The 15,903-nt window shown below is 69.5% G+C and carries 11 protein-coding genes; 2 read left to right on the forward strand and 9 right to left on the reverse strand.

Going from position 1 to position 15,903, the window contains the following annotated elements; all coding sequences use genetic code 11:
- Positions 1-26 precede the first annotated feature (26 nt).
- From RALTA_RS11765 to apbC, 6 genes are all read right to left on the reverse strand, one after another.
- Complete coding sequence (locus RALTA_RS11765) at positions 27-242, reverse strand: hypothetical protein (protein ID WP_012353654.1); 216 nt, start codon at positions 240-242, stop codon at positions 27-29.
- Between the two features lie 223 nt (positions 243-465).
- The gene (locus RALTA_RS11770) at positions 466-1,107 is read right to left on the reverse strand and encodes a TorD/DmsD family molecular chaperone (protein ID WP_012353655.1); all 642 of its coding nucleotides are present in this window, start codon (positions 1,105-1,107) and stop codon (positions 466-468) included.
- 37 nt (positions 1,108-1,144) lie between these two features.
- Positions 1,145-3,310, reverse strand: a complete 2,166-nt coding sequence (locus RALTA_RS11775) for a 4Fe-4S binding protein (RefSeq protein WP_012353656.1) — start codon at positions 3,308-3,310, stop codon at positions 1,145-1,147.
- A 100-nt stretch (positions 3,311-3,410) separates the two neighbouring features.
- Positions 3,411-4,025 carry a DUF3306 domain-containing protein gene (locus RALTA_RS11780; protein ID WP_012353657.1) on the reverse strand — a complete coding sequence of 205 codons (615 nt, stop codon included), beginning with the start codon at positions 4,023-4,025 and terminating at the stop codon, positions 3,411-3,413.
- Between the two features lie 31 nt (positions 4,026-4,056).
- Positions 4,057-4,596, reverse strand: a complete 540-nt coding sequence (locus RALTA_RS11785) for a DUF3305 domain-containing protein (RefSeq protein WP_012353658.1) — start codon at positions 4,594-4,596, stop codon at positions 4,057-4,059.
- 16 nt (positions 4,597-4,612) lie between these two features.
- A complete protein-coding gene (apbC, locus tag RALTA_RS11790) occupies positions 4,613-5,701 on the reverse strand; it encodes an iron-sulfur cluster carrier protein ApbC (protein WP_041232190.1) in 1,089 nt (362 codons plus the stop codon).
- Positions 5,702-6,037: 336 nt separating this feature from the next.
- Here apbC and RALTA_RS11795 point away from each other — a divergent pair, with 336 nt between their 5' ends.
- Positions 6,038-6,676 (forward strand): OmpA family protein, encoded by a 639-nt coding sequence (locus RALTA_RS11795; RefSeq protein WP_012353660.1) that lies wholly within the window; start codon positions 6,038-6,040, stop codon positions 6,674-6,676.
- A 297-nt stretch (positions 6,677-6,973) separates the two neighbouring features.
- The gene (gene metG, locus RALTA_RS11800) at positions 6,974-9,040 is read left to right on the forward strand and encodes a methionine--tRNA ligase (protein WP_012353661.1); all 2,067 of its coding nucleotides are present in this window, start codon (positions 6,974-6,976) and stop codon (positions 9,038-9,040) included.
- 200 nt (positions 9,041-9,240) lie between these two features.
- Here metG and bamE read toward each other — a convergent pair whose 3' ends face one another.
- The 3 genes from bamE to RALTA_RS11815 are packed head-to-tail and all read right to left on the reverse strand — an operon-like array spanning position 9,241 to position 15,801.
- On the reverse strand, positions 9,241-9,789 hold the full coding sequence (gene bamE / locus RALTA_RS11805) for an outer membrane protein assembly factor BamE domain-containing protein (protein WP_012353662.1): 549 nt from the start codon (positions 9,787-9,789) through the stop codon (positions 9,241-9,243).
- A gap of 43 nt (positions 9,790-9,832) precedes the next feature.
- Positions 9,833-13,984 (reverse strand): translocation/assembly module TamB domain-containing protein, encoded by a 4,152-nt coding sequence (locus tag RALTA_RS11810; RefSeq protein ID WP_012353663.1) that lies wholly within the window; start codon positions 13,982-13,984, stop codon positions 9,833-9,835.
- On the reverse strand, positions 13,984-15,801 hold the full coding sequence (locus RALTA_RS11815; RefSeq protein ID WP_012353664.1) for an autotransporter assembly complex protein TamA: 1,818 nt from the start codon (positions 15,799-15,801) through the stop codon (positions 13,984-13,986). The genes RALTA_RS11810 and RALTA_RS11815 overlap by 1 nt, the downstream gene beginning before the upstream one ends.
- Positions 15,802-15,903: the final 102 nt, after the last annotated feature.

Below are 15,903 nucleotides of genomic sequence, written 5' to 3' on the forward strand. Positions count from 1 at the left end.
GCGCCAAGACCACGCCGCCTTGGCAGTTACACCAGCGTGGTCCGGTAATACTTGCGGATGTGGTCGGAGACCCGGTAACCCTTGCTGTCCGACGGCGCGTCGGTGGATTCCGGCAGGGCTGCAGCCTGGCCCGGCATGGCGGGGGCGCGCGCGCTCAGCGCTGCCGCACCCGTGGCGGCGGCCACAACTCCGGCGCCCGCGAGAAACGTGCGGCGCGCGACCCTGGTTGGCTTTTCTCTCATGTGGGGGCTCCTCGGTTGTCAAAGCCCGATGGTTGTGCCGTTATGCGTTGTTATGCATATTCTAGAATCAACTGAAAGGAAAGACCATGACAAGCGCGGGTTTTTCCTTACCTTCCGCTCCCTTGTGCGCCAGGCATCCGGCCTTGCGCCGCATCGGTCCCGCGCTCAGGTCCCTCACCGTCCGCCTGGTCCGCCCAGTGCGCCCCATTGCGCCTCGTTGCGCTCAGGTCATCTCGAGCGCCACCGCCTCGACCCCGGCGAAGGTGCCCAGCAGTCCTGCCACGCTGCGATAGAAGCGGGCCTGCGGGTGCGCCGACACCGCTTCGCACAAGGGCTCGATCCACGGCTGCAGGTGCCTGGCATAGAAGCGTTGCTGCTCGCCCAGGTTGGACACCGACAGGTCGTCGCCCGCCACCAGGAAGCGCATCACCTCGCACAGCGTGGCGATGTGGTCCTCGGTCTCGCTGACGCCTTCGTGGCGCTCCAGGCCGTAGCGGGCCAGGTCTTCGCGCAGCGCCACCAGCGGGCGCTCGTTGAGGAAGCCCGTCATATAGAACGAGCCATAGAGGAACACGTCCTGGCGGCCCACGCCGACGAACAGTTGCCGGTACTCCTCCTCCGCCTCGGCCGCGGTGGTCTCGGATGCTGCGTCGCACAAGGCGTTCCATGCCTTGCCCAGCACGGTCTGCGCATCTTCGCCCACGGCGCGGTTAGCCGCGATGTGATGCAGCAGGGCAGCGTCGGGCGCGCGGTAGAACAGCGTCGCGAGCAGGCCGTACAGGTCGGCGCGGGCGGTGTCTTCGCTGTCCGCGGCGGAGTCGGCGGGCGGCGCGGCGGTAAGCTGGATCGGCTGAAAATCTGTCATGTCGTGATGATTTTTTCCTCGGAGCCCGGATCGGGCCTCAGCGCAGGGTGGCGCCGGTGACCGCACCGGGGTCGTGCTCCATCATGTCTACCACGCGGCAGTCGGGGCACATCCTGAGGCGTTCGGCGGCGGCGCCGGCAAAGGCGGGATGGCCGGCCAGGCGCACCAGCATCGACTCGACCATCTGCGCCGTGCCAAACGGCTTGGCGCAGCGCACGCAATGGAACGGCTGGGCCTCGTTGAGGGTCACCGGGCGCCGTGCCGCGTCGCCGGCCAGCAGGCGCGGCACCAGCGTCACGGCGTCCTCCGGACAGGTCTTCTGGCACAGCCCGCACTGCACGCAGTTGCGCTCGATAAAACTGAGCACCGGGCGCTCGGGGTTGTCGCGCAGCGCCTGCGACGGGCACGCGCCCACACAGGCCAGGCACAAGGTGCACTTGCCGGTATCGACGGCAATGGCGCCGATGGGCGCGCCGGCCGGCAGCGGCACGCTCTGCGCCGGCGTCGGCGCATGGCGCACCAGGTGGTCGAGCGCAAAGTCGAGCAGCTCGCGCTTGGCAGCCACCGGACCGAAGGCCGCGGGCGGCAACGCGTTGCGCGCCGGGCGCAGCGCCGCCAGCCCGGCATCCAGCGCGGCCGTGTCGGCAGCCTCGACCAGCGACAGCACCTCGCCGTCGTAGCCCAGGCCCAACAGCAGCGCGCGCCCGACCGCCATCTGCTCCAGCAGCGCGGTGCGGTACTGCGGCGCCTCGTCGCCGGTCAGCAGCACGGCGACGCGGCTGGCGCCCCAGCACAGCGCGGCCAGCCACAGTTCCAGCCCCACCGAGGCCGGATGGAACAGCGACAGCGGCATGACCTGCACGGGCACGCCGTGCGCCTTGCCGCCGCGGGCGGCACGGCCCAGCGCCAGCAGCGCGGGCGTGCCGGATTCCTCGCCGTGCAGCAGCACCACCGGATCGCGCGCGCCGGCCTGGCGGTAGGCGGACAGGAGCGTGCGCAGGCGCGCGCCGGTCGTCTCGGGGCCGGGGTAAGCGTAGCTGATGGCGCCGCTCGGGCAGACCGTGGTGCAGGCACCGCAGCCCATGCACAGGTTGGGCGCGACCTCGATGCGGCCCTTGCCGTCATGCCAGCGCGAGGCGATGGCTTCGGTCGAGCAGATATCGATGCAGGCGGTGCAGCCGGTGGTCTGGTTGCGGCCGTGCGCGCACAGGCTTTCCTTGTAGCGGAAGAACCTGGGCTTCTCGAACTCGCCCACCAGCCCGGCCAGCGCCAGCGCCTGGGCCTGCTGGCGGGCCGGATCCGCGCCGGCATGCAGGTAGCCCTGCGGCGGCTGGTGCATGGTGAAGGCGGGCGTGTCGCACAAGTCGAAGACCAGGTCGAAGCGGCCCTCGGCGGTGCCCTGCGGGCGGTCGAAGTCGATCGCCGCGGCTGCGCCGCAGGCGCGCACGCACTCGCGGTGCGCGCGGCAGCGCGACAGGTCGATCTGGTAGCTGAAGTCGATCGCGCCTTCCGGACAGGCATCGATGCAGGCATTGCAGCGGGTGCACAGGTCCAGGTCGATCGGGTTGCTGCGGCCGGCGCCGGTCTCCCAGCTGGCCTCGAAGGCACCGAGCCAGCCCGTCAGCGCGGCCAGCCGGCCGCTGTGGACCGGATAGGTGCGCGCCGCCGGCTGCGCGGCGGTGCCGTCGCGCGGGTCGCCGCCCGTCAGCAGCACCGTGACTTCGAGCTGCATCGCGGCCAGCCGCTCGGCCCATGGCAGCGCGCGCGCGGCCGGGCCCAGCACCAGCACCGCGCCGTCGCTGCGGTAGTCCACCACCGGCACCGGCTCGGGTTCGGGCAGCGCGGCCACTGCCAGCAGCGCGGCGATCTTGGCGTTGGCGGTCCCGGGGTCGCGCCGGGCGCCCTGCGACCAGCCGCCGGTTTCGCGGATATTGACGAAACGCACCGGCGCGGTCACCACCGGGCGGCCATCGCGGCCCTGCGCGGCTTGCGCCGCCACCTCGGTAAAGAGCTGGCGTTCCTGGGTGCAGGCGACGATCACGTCCTCGGTGCCGTCCAGCGCGGCGGTGAAGTCACCGATTTCGCGCCGGCACAGCAGTCGATGGACCTTGAGCGGCCCCTGGCTGGCGTCGCGGGTTGCGTCTGACAATGCCGCCCCGTCCAGCGGCATGGTGTCGTTGCAATTGCAGATCAGCGTCGGCATGGCGAGTGCGGCTGACCGGTCCGGACGTCCCTTCTTGATGGGGGTCTGCGGGCCGGCGGATTGTGGGGATGCCTATTGTAGGCTGCGCTGCCTGTGGGGGCTACGCGCGTTTATGCTGGTCTGGCGGCGGGTCTGGCGTCGCGTCCTGCCGGCCCTGTTGTTCGCTTTGACCGGCGTGCAGCGCCGGCGTTTCGGCGTCGGCACCTGGTGTTGCGCCCGCCTCCTGCGGTTCCCGCTCCGCGGCCGTTTGCGCTGCCGGCGGTACCTGTTCCGGCGCCGACACCCGGGCCGCGGCTTCGGCCGCGGCGCGCTCCTCGTCGGTCGGCTCGAACAGGCCCAGTGTCTCGGCCTGGCGCAACTGGCGCAGGATCTCGGGCGGAATCGGGTCCGGCTTGCTGTAATCGTCGATATAGATATCGAGCCCGTCCATCACATTGAAGTGCGGATCGGCAAACAAGGTCTTCAGCGCGGCGCGTTTGACCGATTCGTCCACGCCGCGCGCGACGAAGCGGGCGATCTCGTCACCGGGCCGCAGCGCGGCCACGTCGGCCAGCGTCGGCGGCGGCTCCTGCGGAGCCTGGGAAGCGGCTTCGACAGCCGCGGGCAGCGCCTCGGCGGGCACCGTCGGCTGCGGCGGCTCGGCAGGCACGGCCACGCCCTCGCGCACCGCGGCCTTGCGGCGCGACCAACGCGACAGGAAAGACGTTTCGCTCATGGGCAGGGCCGTTTCGCGGTGGTGTCCGTAATCAGTAACGGGCGCGTTCGTCCGGCGCCTTGAAGGATTCGGGCCGGCGCCGCTGCTTGGGCTCGGGCCGGTAATACTCGCTGACGTAGGCGTGCAGCCAGTCGCGCTGCTCGGGCGCCAGCGGCACGTTCTCGACAGTCTCGCCGGCATCGAGCCAGCGGCCGGCCTCGTTGTACGACAGCGTCACGGTCACCGGCACCGGATGCGCCGCTTCGGCGTCGCCCGCGCCATCGTCCTCGGGCATGCGCCACAGCACGAACCAGCATGGCGTGGCCGAGGTCAGGTTCAGGTAGTAGCCTTCGCCCTGGTCGCGGAACAGTGCCACCTCGTAGCCAGGGTACAGCCAGCGCGCGCCATGGTCATCGTGCTCCAGGCACACCGGGTGCGTGCCGAACTCGCCCAGGTCGGGCAGCACCGCGTCCAGTTGCCATTTCCAGGGCTGCCAGCGATTCGCCAGCGCCACCTTGCGCATCACCACGGCCATGGTGACGGCCGGGCGGGCGCCGGGCGGCGGCAGGTTGGCGGTGGGCTGGCTGTCCATGGCGGCAGGCGGGCGCTCAGGTGTTCTGCACGACGATGCTGGGGAACTTGCTGGTCATGTCGCGCGCCTTGTCGGCGACCTTGATCGCCACCTTGCGCGCGATGGCACGGTACATCTCGGCCACCGGGCTGTCGGGCTCGGCGACCACGGTCGGGCGGCCGGAATCGGCCTGCTCGCGGATGCTCAGGTTCAGCGGCAGGCTGCCGAGCAGGTCCACGCCGTAGTCGGCGCACATTTTCTCGCCGCCGCCGTGGCCGAAGATATGTTCGACATGGCCGCAGTTCGGGCAGCAATAGACCGCCATGTTCTCGACGATGCCGAGGATGGGGATGCCCACCTTCTCGAACATCTTCAGGCCCTTCTTCGCGTCCAGCAGCGCGATGTCCTGCGGCGTGGTCACGATCACCGCGCCGGTGACCGGCACCTTCTGCGACAGCGTCAGCTGCACGTCGCCGGTGCCCGGCGGCATGTCGACGATCAGGTAATCCAGGTCGTGCCAGTTGGTCTGGCGCAGCAGCTGCTCCAGCGCGGAGGTGACCATCGGGCCGCGCCACACCATGGGGTTGTCCTGCTCGATCAGGAAGCCGATCGAGTTGGCCTGCAGGCCGTGGCCTTCCAGCGGCTCCATGGTTTGGCCGTCGGCCGACTCGGGGCGACCGTCGATGCCCAGCATCATCGGCAGGCTGGGGCCGTAGATGTCCGCGTCGAGCATGCCCACGCGCGCGCCTTCGGCGGCCAGCGCCAGGGCCAGGTTCACGGCCGTGGTCGACTTGCCCACCCCGCCCTTGCCCGACGCCACCGCGATCACGTTCTTCACGCCCGGCAGCAGCTTGACGCCGCGCTGCACCGCGTGGGCGACGATCTTCATGTTCACGGCCACGCTGACATTGGTCACGCCCGGCACTTGCCGGACCGCGGCCACCACCATCTTGCGGATCGGGTCGAACTGGCTCTTCGCCGGGTAGCCGAGTTCCACTTCCAGCGACACCTCGCCGCCATCGACGCGAATGTTCCTGGCCGAGCGGGTGGACACGAGGTCCTTGCCCGTATTGGGATCGATGACGGTGCGCAGGGCTTCGGTAACCTGCTCAGTGCTGAGGCTCAAGACAAACTCCGCTTGGTATGTGGGGACCGGGCGCATGATGGCCTGCGCCTAATGTATCAAAGTATGCAGCACCGGCCATGAACGCCGGAAATCCGCGCCCAATCCCCTCTGTGGGGTGGGGGATTACAGACAATTACAAATCTCACAAGCTTGCACTTGTGCGCGCGCCGCCATATCCATATTGTAGTGCGGTTGGACGGCCCGGCATGCCGGCACCGCGCGCGGTGCCGCGCCCGGCCTGGCCGACGCGCACAATGGGTTACCTGCCGCTTGCCTTGGCGCTACCATCGCGATGCGGTACCAAGAACATTTACGGGAACATCAGAAGGAGAACGCATGAAGATCAAGCTCGTTACCGTTTCGCTCGCCGCCGCCACGCTGCTGGCCGCTGGCTGCGCCACCGAACAGCAAACCCACACGGCGGTCGGTACCGGCGTTGGTGCCGCGGTCGGCGCAGGGCTTGGCAACCTGATCGGCGGCAACACCACCGGCACGCTGGTGGGCGCGGCCGTCGGTGGCGCCATCGGCGGCGCGACCGGCTACAACTGGAACGCAATCCGCGGCAAGCTGAACAAGGACACCGCGGGCACGGGCACCCAGATCACCGAGCAGCCGGACGGCTCGCTGAAGGTCAATATCCCCAGCCAGGTCACCTTCGATACCGACAGCGCGACCATCAAGCCGTCGTTCCGCTCGGTGCTCGACCAGGTCGCGCAGACGCTGAGCCAGCACCAGGACGTGAGCGCCAACGTGGTGGGTCATACCGACAGCACCGGCAACCCCAACTACAACATGCAGTTGTCGCAGCGCCGCGCCCAGAGCGTGGCGGGCTATCTGGGTGATCGCGGCGTCGCACGCAACCGCCTGAGCGCCGAAGGCCGCGGCCAGAGCCAGCCGGTCGCGGACAACGGCACCGAGGCAGGACGGGCACAAAATCGCCGCGTCGAAATTTTTTTGAAACCAATTCAAGGGTGACCCTGTCATAGAAACAGGTGCCGCTTGCCACCGTTGCTGGCTCGCGATGGGTGGCTGACCTCCCGGGCGGTACCTGATTTCTCCTCCTTTTCCGTTGTGGAAAGCTGCGCCGGCACTGACCGGCGCTTTTTTTTGGCCGCTTGCCGCGACAGGCCCGTCGATTTCAGACGATTCCGCCATGCGGAACCGGCGCACCGGGGGCACGAGGTTGCTAAAATAGCCCCTCCCCGGCACGCGCCCGCCCCCGGCGCAGCCCGTCGCCACCGATATTCCCCGCTCCTGACCGGCTCTTCGTCTATGACCGCACGTCGCATCCTCGTCACATCCGCCCTGCCTTATGCCAACGGCCAGATCCATATCGGCCACCTGGTGGAGTACATCCAGACCGATATCTGGGTGCGGTTCCAGCGCATGATGGGCAACGAGGTGTATTACGTCGGCGCCGACGACACCCACGGCACCCCGGTCATGCTGCGCGCCGAGAAGGAAGGCATCACGCCCAAGGCGCTGATCGACCGCGTCTGGACCGAGCACAAGCGCGATTTCGACAGCTTCCTGGTGTCGTTCGACAACTACTACAGCACCGACGCCGAAGAAAACCGCGAGCTGTGCGAAAAGATCTACCTGGCCCTGAAGGCCGAGGACCTGATCGCCGAGCGCGAGGTCGAGCAGTTCTACGACCCGGTCAAGAACATGTTCCTGCCCGACCGCTTCATCAAGGGCGAGTGCCCGAAGTGCGGCGCCAAGGACCAGTACGGCGATTCCTGCGAGGTATGCGGCACCACCTACGTGCCGACCGACCTGAAGAACCCCTACTCGGTGGTGTCGGGCGCCACGCCGGTGCGCAAGTCGTCGGCCCATTACTTCTTCAAGCTGTCCGATCCGCGCTGCGAGAGCTTCCTGCGCGAGTGGGTGGCCGACCTGGCGCAGCCCGAAGCCGCCAACAAGATGCAGGAATGGCTGGGCGCCGAGGGCGAGGCCTCGACCCTGTCCGACTGGGACATCTCGCGCGATGCGCCCTACTTCGGCTTCGAGATCCCCGGCGCGCCGGGCAAGTACTTCTACGTGTGGCTGGACGCCCCGATCGGCTACTACGCCAGCTTCAAGAACCTGGCGCAGCAGCGCGGCATCGACTTCGACGCCTGGGTCGGCCCGCACTCGACCGCCGAGCAGTACCACTTCATCGGCAAGGACATCCTGTACTTCCACACGCTGTTCTGGCCTGCGATGCTGCGCTTCTCGGGCTACCGCACCCCGACCAATGTGTTCGCCCATGGCTTCCTGACCGTGGACGGCGCCAAGATGAGCAAGTCGCGCGGCACCTTCATCACCGCGCAGAGCTATATCGACACCGGCATGAACCCGGAGTGGCTGCGCTACTACTTCGCCGCCAAGCTCAACGCCAGCATGGAAGACCTCGACCTGAACCTCGATGACTTCATCGCGCGCGTGAACAGCGACCTGATCGGCAAGTACGTCAACATCGCCAGCCGCGCCGCCGGCTTCCTGGTCAAGCGCTTCGACGGCAAGGTCGACGAGGCCGCGCTGGCCCATCCGCTGCTGGAGCAGCTGCGCGAGGCCGCGCCACAGGTGGCGCACCTCTATGAAAGCCGCGAGTACAGCAAGGCGCTGCGCCTGGTGATGGAGCTGACCGATGCCGTCAACGCCTTCGTCGACACCGAGAAACCGTGGGAGCTGGCCAAGGACGACGGCAAGCGCGCCGCGCTGCATGCGGCGTGCTCGGTCTCGCTGGAGGCGTTCCGCCTGCTGACCATCTACCTGAAACCGGTGGTGCCCAACGTGGCCGCCGGCGTCGAGCGCTTCCTCAACGTCGCGCCGCTGGACTGGCGCGCGATCGACCAGCAACTGTCGGCCGCCAGCCCGGTGCAGCCCTACCAGCACCTGATGACGCGCGTCGATGCCAAGCAGGTCGATGCGCTGCTGGCCGCCAACCGCGAGTCGCTGCAGGCGACCGCGGCGCCGGCGGCTGCCGATGCCGCTGCGGCGATCGAGCCGATCGCCGACACCATCACCATCGATGACTTCGCCAAGATCGACCTGCGCGTGGCGAAGATCGTCGAATGCCAGAAGGTGGAAGGCTCGAACAAGCTGCTGCAACTGACGCTGGACCTGGGCGAAGGCCGCACCCGCAATGTGTTCTCCGGCATCCAGTCGGCCTACACGCCCGAGCAGCTGGTGGGCAAGCTGACCGTGGTGGTGGCGAACCTGGCGCCCCGCAAGATGAAGTTCGGCGTCTCCGAAGGCATGGTGCTGGCGGCCTCGGCCGCGGATGAAAAGACCGCGCCCGGCCTGTACATCCTCGAGCCGCACAGTGGCGCGGTGCCGGGCATGCGCATCGGCTGATCGCTGTTTATCCCTGGTCCCCTCTTCCGCGGCGCGGGAGAGGGCGCCATCCCGCGGCACGCCCGTGACGCGGTTTCCCTCGGCGGCGAATCGCCGCTCCGTTCCCAGGCGCGACATCTCTCCCGCCACAGCTGGCTGAATTCTGCAATGCAGAAGACAGCGGCAAATCCCCTCGCTGTCCCCGGCTCTATGCAGATGCGTCAACCGCCCTGCATCCGCGACGGATCGTCGCTGCGCGAGGTGGTGGTGACGGTGCCGTCGCTGTTGAAATGCACGTTGAAGAAGGCCTTGTCGGTCGAGGTTTCCATCCAGCGGTAGCCCCACACCTCTTCCTTCTTCAGCGCGAACGCCTCCACCTTGGTGGGCTTGCCCAGCAGGCGGCGGATGTCGTCCTTGCTCATGCCGGCGCGCACGCGCGCGAAGTTCTCGGCCGACAGCACCTGCTCGATCTTCGCCACCTTGCCGTCGGGGCCGATGGTAACCATCCACGTGGTAGTGCCCTCGGGGCCGCGCGGGTATTCCAGCCGGCGCCCGCCGTCGGCCTCTTCCCACACGATCTCGGGCTTGCCGGCCTGGCGGCGCAGGTCTTCCTCGGTCGACTGGCCCGGCACGATGCCCTTGAACAGCTCGCTGTCGGGCTTGATCGCATTCCAGGTGTTGCGGGCGGTCTCGCCCGCCTTCTTCATGGCTTCATCGACCTTCTGCTGGTCGCAGCCGAACAGCGCAAGCATCGAGGCAATCAGTCCCATGGCGGCAAGGCGTCGCGGCGACGCGGCAAAGGTCGAAGGGTATTCAGCGGCGCACCGGCTCGGCGATGGCGGCCGAGGCTGCCTGCGCTGCGCTGTCGGGGTCGAGTGGCTGGCTTTCATCCTGCTGGCTCCTCCTGGTGCCGCGATTCGGGGCCCCGCTGAACAGGTTGGCCCAGGTATCGAAGCGGCGGTTGAACAAGACCGACAAACCGTTGATGGAGCCGCCCTTGGCAATCAGCGACCAGCGCCGCGAGAACTGCCACGTCAGCTTCACCACGTTCGAGGCCGAGGTCAGGCTCTGCTCGTAGCCCACCGACATGCGGTCGGTGATGGCCTTGCCCATGCTGACCACCTGCTGGTCGTTCAGGCCCGCGGTGCTGGGCCCGATCGAGAATTCGTCGATGCCGAAATGCGAGACGATGCCCTTGCCGGCCTTGCCGCCGATCAGCCCCAGCGCGGCGCCGCCCAGCGCCGAGCCGCTCAGCTGGCGCTGCTGGCCGGCGCCCGCGCTTTCGGCGCCGTAGCCGAACATCAGCCACGACAGCTTGTCTTCGTCGGGCACGTTGGGCTCCGACACCAGCCGCACGCGCGGCAGCCGCACCGTGCCGGTGACCTCCACGCCGGCCTCGACCTCCTGGTTGCGGCGCATGGCGCGGATGTTCATGTTCGGATTGTCGATCGGGCCGTTGAAATTGATGATGCCGCGCTCGATGTCCAGCTTGCGCCCGAAGGCCTCGTAGGTGCCGTCGGTGACGCGCACCGTGCCGGTGGCCTTCATCGGTGCCAGCGGCTCGCTCTTCACGCCCATCTGCCCGGCCAGCAGCAGGTCGGCGCCGGCGCCGCGGAAGCGGAAGTTGTTGCCCAGGTCGACGGTCAGGTCGATCACGGGGCTGAAGCGGCTGGCGGGCTTGCTTTCCGGCACCGGCGTGGCCGCGGTCTTGACCGCGCGCTGGTCCTTGCGCCGGATCACCACGACATCGTCGCCCAGCACCGGCGCGCCGGCCTTGGGCAGGTCGAACAGGCCGCGGTCGACGCGGAACTTGCCACGGATCACCACCTGCTTGTTCTCGTTGGCGATGCTGGCATCGCCCGACACCACCAGGGTGCGTTCCGGGCTGGCAAACAGCTGCAGCTTGTCGGCGACGATGCGGCCGGTCAGGTTGGGATCGGCCTCGCCCAGCTTGATATTGCCGGTGGCGGTGAGCTTGCCGTCGCCGCCATGGAATTCCACCTGGCGCAGCTCGACCGTGTTCTGGTCCAGCACCACGCGCACGGTGCCGTCGGTCAGGCGCAGCCCCTGGTCGTACAGCGTGACCGCGAGGTTGTCGCCATTGATGGTGCCGGTCAGCAGCGGCGCCGCCACCGTGCCCGCCAGCCGCATCGCCGCGGCCAGCCGGCCGTCGAAGGCGTACTGCGGGCCGGTCAGCGCCTCCAGCGACTTCAGCCGCGGCACGTCGACGGTGACGGTACCGCCCAGCGTCGAGGCCGGGCCCACCGTCTGCAGCCCCTGCTCCTGCACCAGGCCGGCCGAGGCATCGACCAACACCTTGCCGATGCGGCCCGACACCATGCCGCCGCGCAGCGCAATGCGGTTGCCGCCAGCGTCGGCGCGCAGGCTGGTCTCGCCCAGGCCCAGCGTGGTGAAGCCCCGGCCCGCGTTGACCGACAGGTCGCCGCTGCGCCGGCGCACTTCCGCAAAGCCGGTGGCGGTCTCGGCCAGCGCCAGGTTCCAGCGGCCGTCGATGACCAGGTCGGAGCGCACCGGCGGGCGCTCGCCGGTGATGGTTTCCATCAGCTCCAGCACGCGCGCCACTTGCAGGCCGTCGAGGCTGCCCGCGCTGCGGATGCGGCCGTGGTCCCAGTCCAGGCTGTCGATCGCCAGCGTGGCGCGGTCCAGCAGCAGGCGCGTGGCGCCCAGGCGCACGCGCTGGTCGGCCACCAGCAGTTGCGCCGGCGCGGCCAGGCGCAGGTTGACGGTGCCGCGCTCTTCGAGCGTGCGGATGGTGCCGTTCCAGCCGTCCTTGCCGCGCCATGCGCCCTGCCCCGCCAGCGCCAGCTGCAGGGGCCGCTGGTTCAGGCTGCCGGCCGCCTTGACGTCGAAGCTGTGGTTGGCCTGGGTGCCGTTGAGGGTGGCGTCGAGCGTGGCAAGGCTGGCTTGCGGGCCGCGGTAGCCGCGCGCCGCCAGCTGCACCGACAGCGGGCCGTCCAGACCGCCGCGGATCTCGGCGCGGCCGCTGGCGCTGGCCACCTTGTGCGGGCCCACTTCCAGCGTCTGCGCGTTGTAGTCGGCCACGACTTCGGGCTTCTTCAGCGTGCCGGTGATGGTGGCATCGAGCTTGAGCTTGCCGGCCACGCCGAACTTCAGGCGCTCCAGCTGCGGCGCATCGACCGCCAGTTTCAGCGCATCGCCGCGCGCGCCGAAGCTGCCGCGCAGGCTGGCCTGGTTGCCGGCCATGCTGAGCGCGGCCTCGCTCGGCAGCAGCCGCTCGCCGGCCAGGCGCAGCTTGCCGCCGCCGGTCATCGGCAGGCCCGCGTATTCGCTTTCGTGCACGGCGAAGTCCAGCGCCACGCCCAGTTGCGGCGCGAGTTCGCCGGTCGCGGTGAAATCGGCGTTGATCCGGCCCGCGGCCACCTTGGCCACGCGCGACGGATCGAACGCCGACAGCTTGCCCTTGAAGCTGTACGGCTGCTTGTCCTTCAGCCCCAGCTTGCCTTCGGCGGTCAGCAGGCCAGTGCCGACCACGGCGCGCAGCGCGGCCAGGGTCACGGTCTCGGTGTCCATGCTGGCGTCGGCAAATATCTTGAACTGGCCGCCGGACAGGTCCAGCGCCACGCTCTGGCGGCCCGGCTCGATGCGGACCACCACCGGGCCCGACAGGCTGGCGCTGGTCAGCGAGCCATGCAGCGCCGCCGGGTCCAGCCTGCGCACATCCAGGTCGAAGCCGCCGCGGCCGCCGCGCAGCGAGCCGCTGCCGGCGATCTCGGCCTTGCCCGGCAGCGCCACGCGCAGGTCCGACACCGCCTGCGCGGCCTCGCTCAGCTCGACCCGGGCGCGCACCGACTGCACCGGCAGCCGCTGCCGGTCGAGCGGGCCGGCCTCCAGGTTGCGGATCTCGATCTCGCCGGCGACCGCCAGCGGCGCCTGCGCCGGCGCGGGCACCGCGGCCGGTGCGGATGCGGGGGCCGGCGCGGATGCGGGGGCCGAGGCCGCGGACGGCGCGGTGGCGGACGGCGCAGGGACCGCCGCCGCGCCGTCCACCGGCCGCAGCTCGGCATGCACGGTCAGGTTGGCCTGCGGCGCCGACGGACTGAACAGGCGCGGGTTGATGCGGTCGCCATCGACCAGCAGGTGCGTGAACGGGACCTTGCCGAAGGGCGTCAGGTCCGCGCCCGCGCGCAGGTGGATGCGGTCGCCGCTGGCCTGCACCTCGGCGCGCAAGGCGTCGAGATTGCCGTTGGCGGTGGCATTGACGGCGAAGGCCTCGTCCTGCCAGCTGCTTTCCAGCAAGGCTTCGGCGCTGAGCGCGAACGGCGCGGCGGCGCCCAGCTGCGCGTTGGCGGCCAGCTTGCCGTAAGGCGTTTCCAGCTTGTCCACGCTGACGCGATGGCGCTGGCCGTCGCTGTGCAGCGCGCCGGCGAGGTTGGCGAACACCATCGGCTCGGCCGTGGGCGCCGGGCCCTGCAGCAGCGCCAGGCGCTCGAGCGTCAGCGCGTCGACATCGATGGCGAGCGGCAGTTCGAGCGACGCGGGCTTGCGCATCGGTTCGGTGCTGGGCTCGGACGGGCCGAGCCGCACTTCGGCCTTGCCGATGCGCAGCCATTGCACGTGCAGCCGCCGCGGCTGCCAGCTCAGGTTCCAGCTGCCGTCGACGCGGTCCACCGTGACGCGCGTCTGGCCGCTGGCGAACACCACGTCGCGCAGGCGCAGGCCGTGCGCCACGGTGCCGCCTTCGAGCTGGCCGCTGAGCATGCCGGCCGACAGCCGCGTGGCCAGCGTCCACAGGTGCCGCGTGCCGGTTTCGGTGCGCAGCGCCGCCACGCCGGTGGCCGCCAGCACCACCACCAGCAACAGCACGATGCCGGCCAGCCAGCCCAGCGCGCGCCACAGCCGCCGGCGCTGGCGCGGTGCCGGACCGGAGGGCGGCGGTGCGGCGTCGCCGCCGCCGGGCACGGAAGGCAGGTCGTGCACGTTCATCAGAACGCCACCCCCAGCGAGATATGCGGCCGGAACTGCTGCTCCTGGATGCCGTAGCCCACGTCAAGCTGCAGCGGGCCCACCGGCGTGCGCCAGCGCACGCCCACGCCCACGCCGTTGTAGATCGTCACGCCGCGCAGGTTGTCGGCGGCCGTGCCCAGGTCCCAGAACACCGCCACGCCCCAGTCCGGCTTGAACCAGTACTGGTACTCCAGGCTGCCGGTGCCGAGGTACTTGGCCGGCAGGATGCTGGAGCCGCTGGGGGTGCCGATCGACTGGTAGGTGTAGCCGCGGATCGAATCGGTGCCGCCGGCGCGGAAGCGCAGCGTTGCCGGGATCTGGCTCGAACTGTCACCGGTCAGGTCGGCGCCCAGTTCCAGCCGCGCCACCACCAGGTCGCGCTTGCCCACCGGGATGTACTGGCGGATACGGCCATACAGGCGCAGGAAGGTGGCATCGCTGAGCAAACCCCGCGCGGCCACGCCGACCTGGGTGCTGATCACATTGCCGCGGCGCGGGAACACCGGGTTGTCGACGTCGCGCCGGGTCCAGGCGAAGGCCGGCACCAGGGCCTTGCTGATCTGGGCGGCCTGGCCCTCGGGCAGCAGCTTGTCATAGTAGAAGTCGAGCGACGTGGTGACGTCGTACTTCTCGCGCGAGCGCGAGCGCTTCAGGCCCGCGCGCAGGCTGGTGGTATCGGTGTTCTCGAGATCGATGGTGCGCTCGTAGCTGCTGTACACGCTGTTGCGGTAGGCGCCGCGCGACGGCGGCATCGCCGCCTCGGCGAACAGGTAGGAGCGCTTCTGTTCGATGCGCGCCTGCGAATCGAAGGTCCAGGCGCGGTTGAACAGGTTGTAGTAGGAATAGCGCCCTTCGACCTGCGCGCCGGTATCGGTGGTAAAGCCGACGCCGCTGTTGAGCCGGTGCACCGGGTATTCGCGCACGCGCACCGACACCGGCGCGGTGACCACGCCGTCCGGCGCCTGCTCGGCATCCGGCGGCGGCTCCAGGTCGACCTGCACGTTGGAGAAATACGGCTGGTTCTGGATCGCGCGCTGCAGCTCCAGCAGCCGCTCGACCCGGTACGGCTCGCCCTCGTTGAGCGGGTTGACGTTGACGATGATCTGTTCCGGGTAGCGGCGCGTGCCGGTGACCTTGAGCGGACCCAGGCGGTAGGCCGGGCCGCTGGCGTAGTGCGCCGACAGGTCCGCGCGCAGCTCGTCCGGCTCGACCCGCGCCTGCGACGCGGCCAGCCGCGCGCCGTAGTAGGTGTGGCTCTGCAGCGTCACCAGCGCGTCTTCCTTGGCCTTGTCCCAGTCGTCCTGGCGGAACGGCTGGCCCGCGGGCAGGCCCCACTTGGCCTTCATTTCCGCCACCTGTTCGGGCGACTGGGTCGCGGCCGGACCGGTCACCTGCAGGTCGACGTTGCGGATCAGCGTGCGCGCGCCGGGGTCCACCATCACATGGACCACGCGCTTGTCGCCCTCGCCCTCGACGCGGGTGGTGGTGGTGGGATCGAAATAGCCTTCGGTGGAGGTGAAGGCCCGCACCTGCTCGCCGACGGTCTCGACCATGTAGTCGAACTGGTCCTGCGACAGGTCGGTGCGGTCCTTGTAGCGGGCCAGGTCGAGGTGCTCCTCCAGCATCTCGCGGATCGGCTTGGGCGCTTCGACCTCGACCTTGTAGGCCGCCTGGGCGCCGCCCGCCGCCAGTGCCAGCACCGTGCCCAAGATCCTGAGCACGCCCGCGGCGCGCGCGGCCAGGCGCCTGGCGGCATGGCCAGCCGAATCAGCGGTGATAGCGGTGTCTTGCGGCATCGCCCGATTGTCCACACATACAAAGTCGGTATTTGACCACACCCGGCCGCGTGCCCGGAACTTTCCCGCCCGTTGCAGCCCCCCGCCTGCGGTCCGGCGTGC

It is taken from the genome of Cupriavidus taiwanensis LMG 19424, from assembly GCF_000069785.1.
In the GTDB taxonomy this organism is placed as follows: Bacteria; Pseudomonadota; Gammaproteobacteria; order Burkholderiales; family Burkholderiaceae; genus Cupriavidus; species Cupriavidus taiwanensis.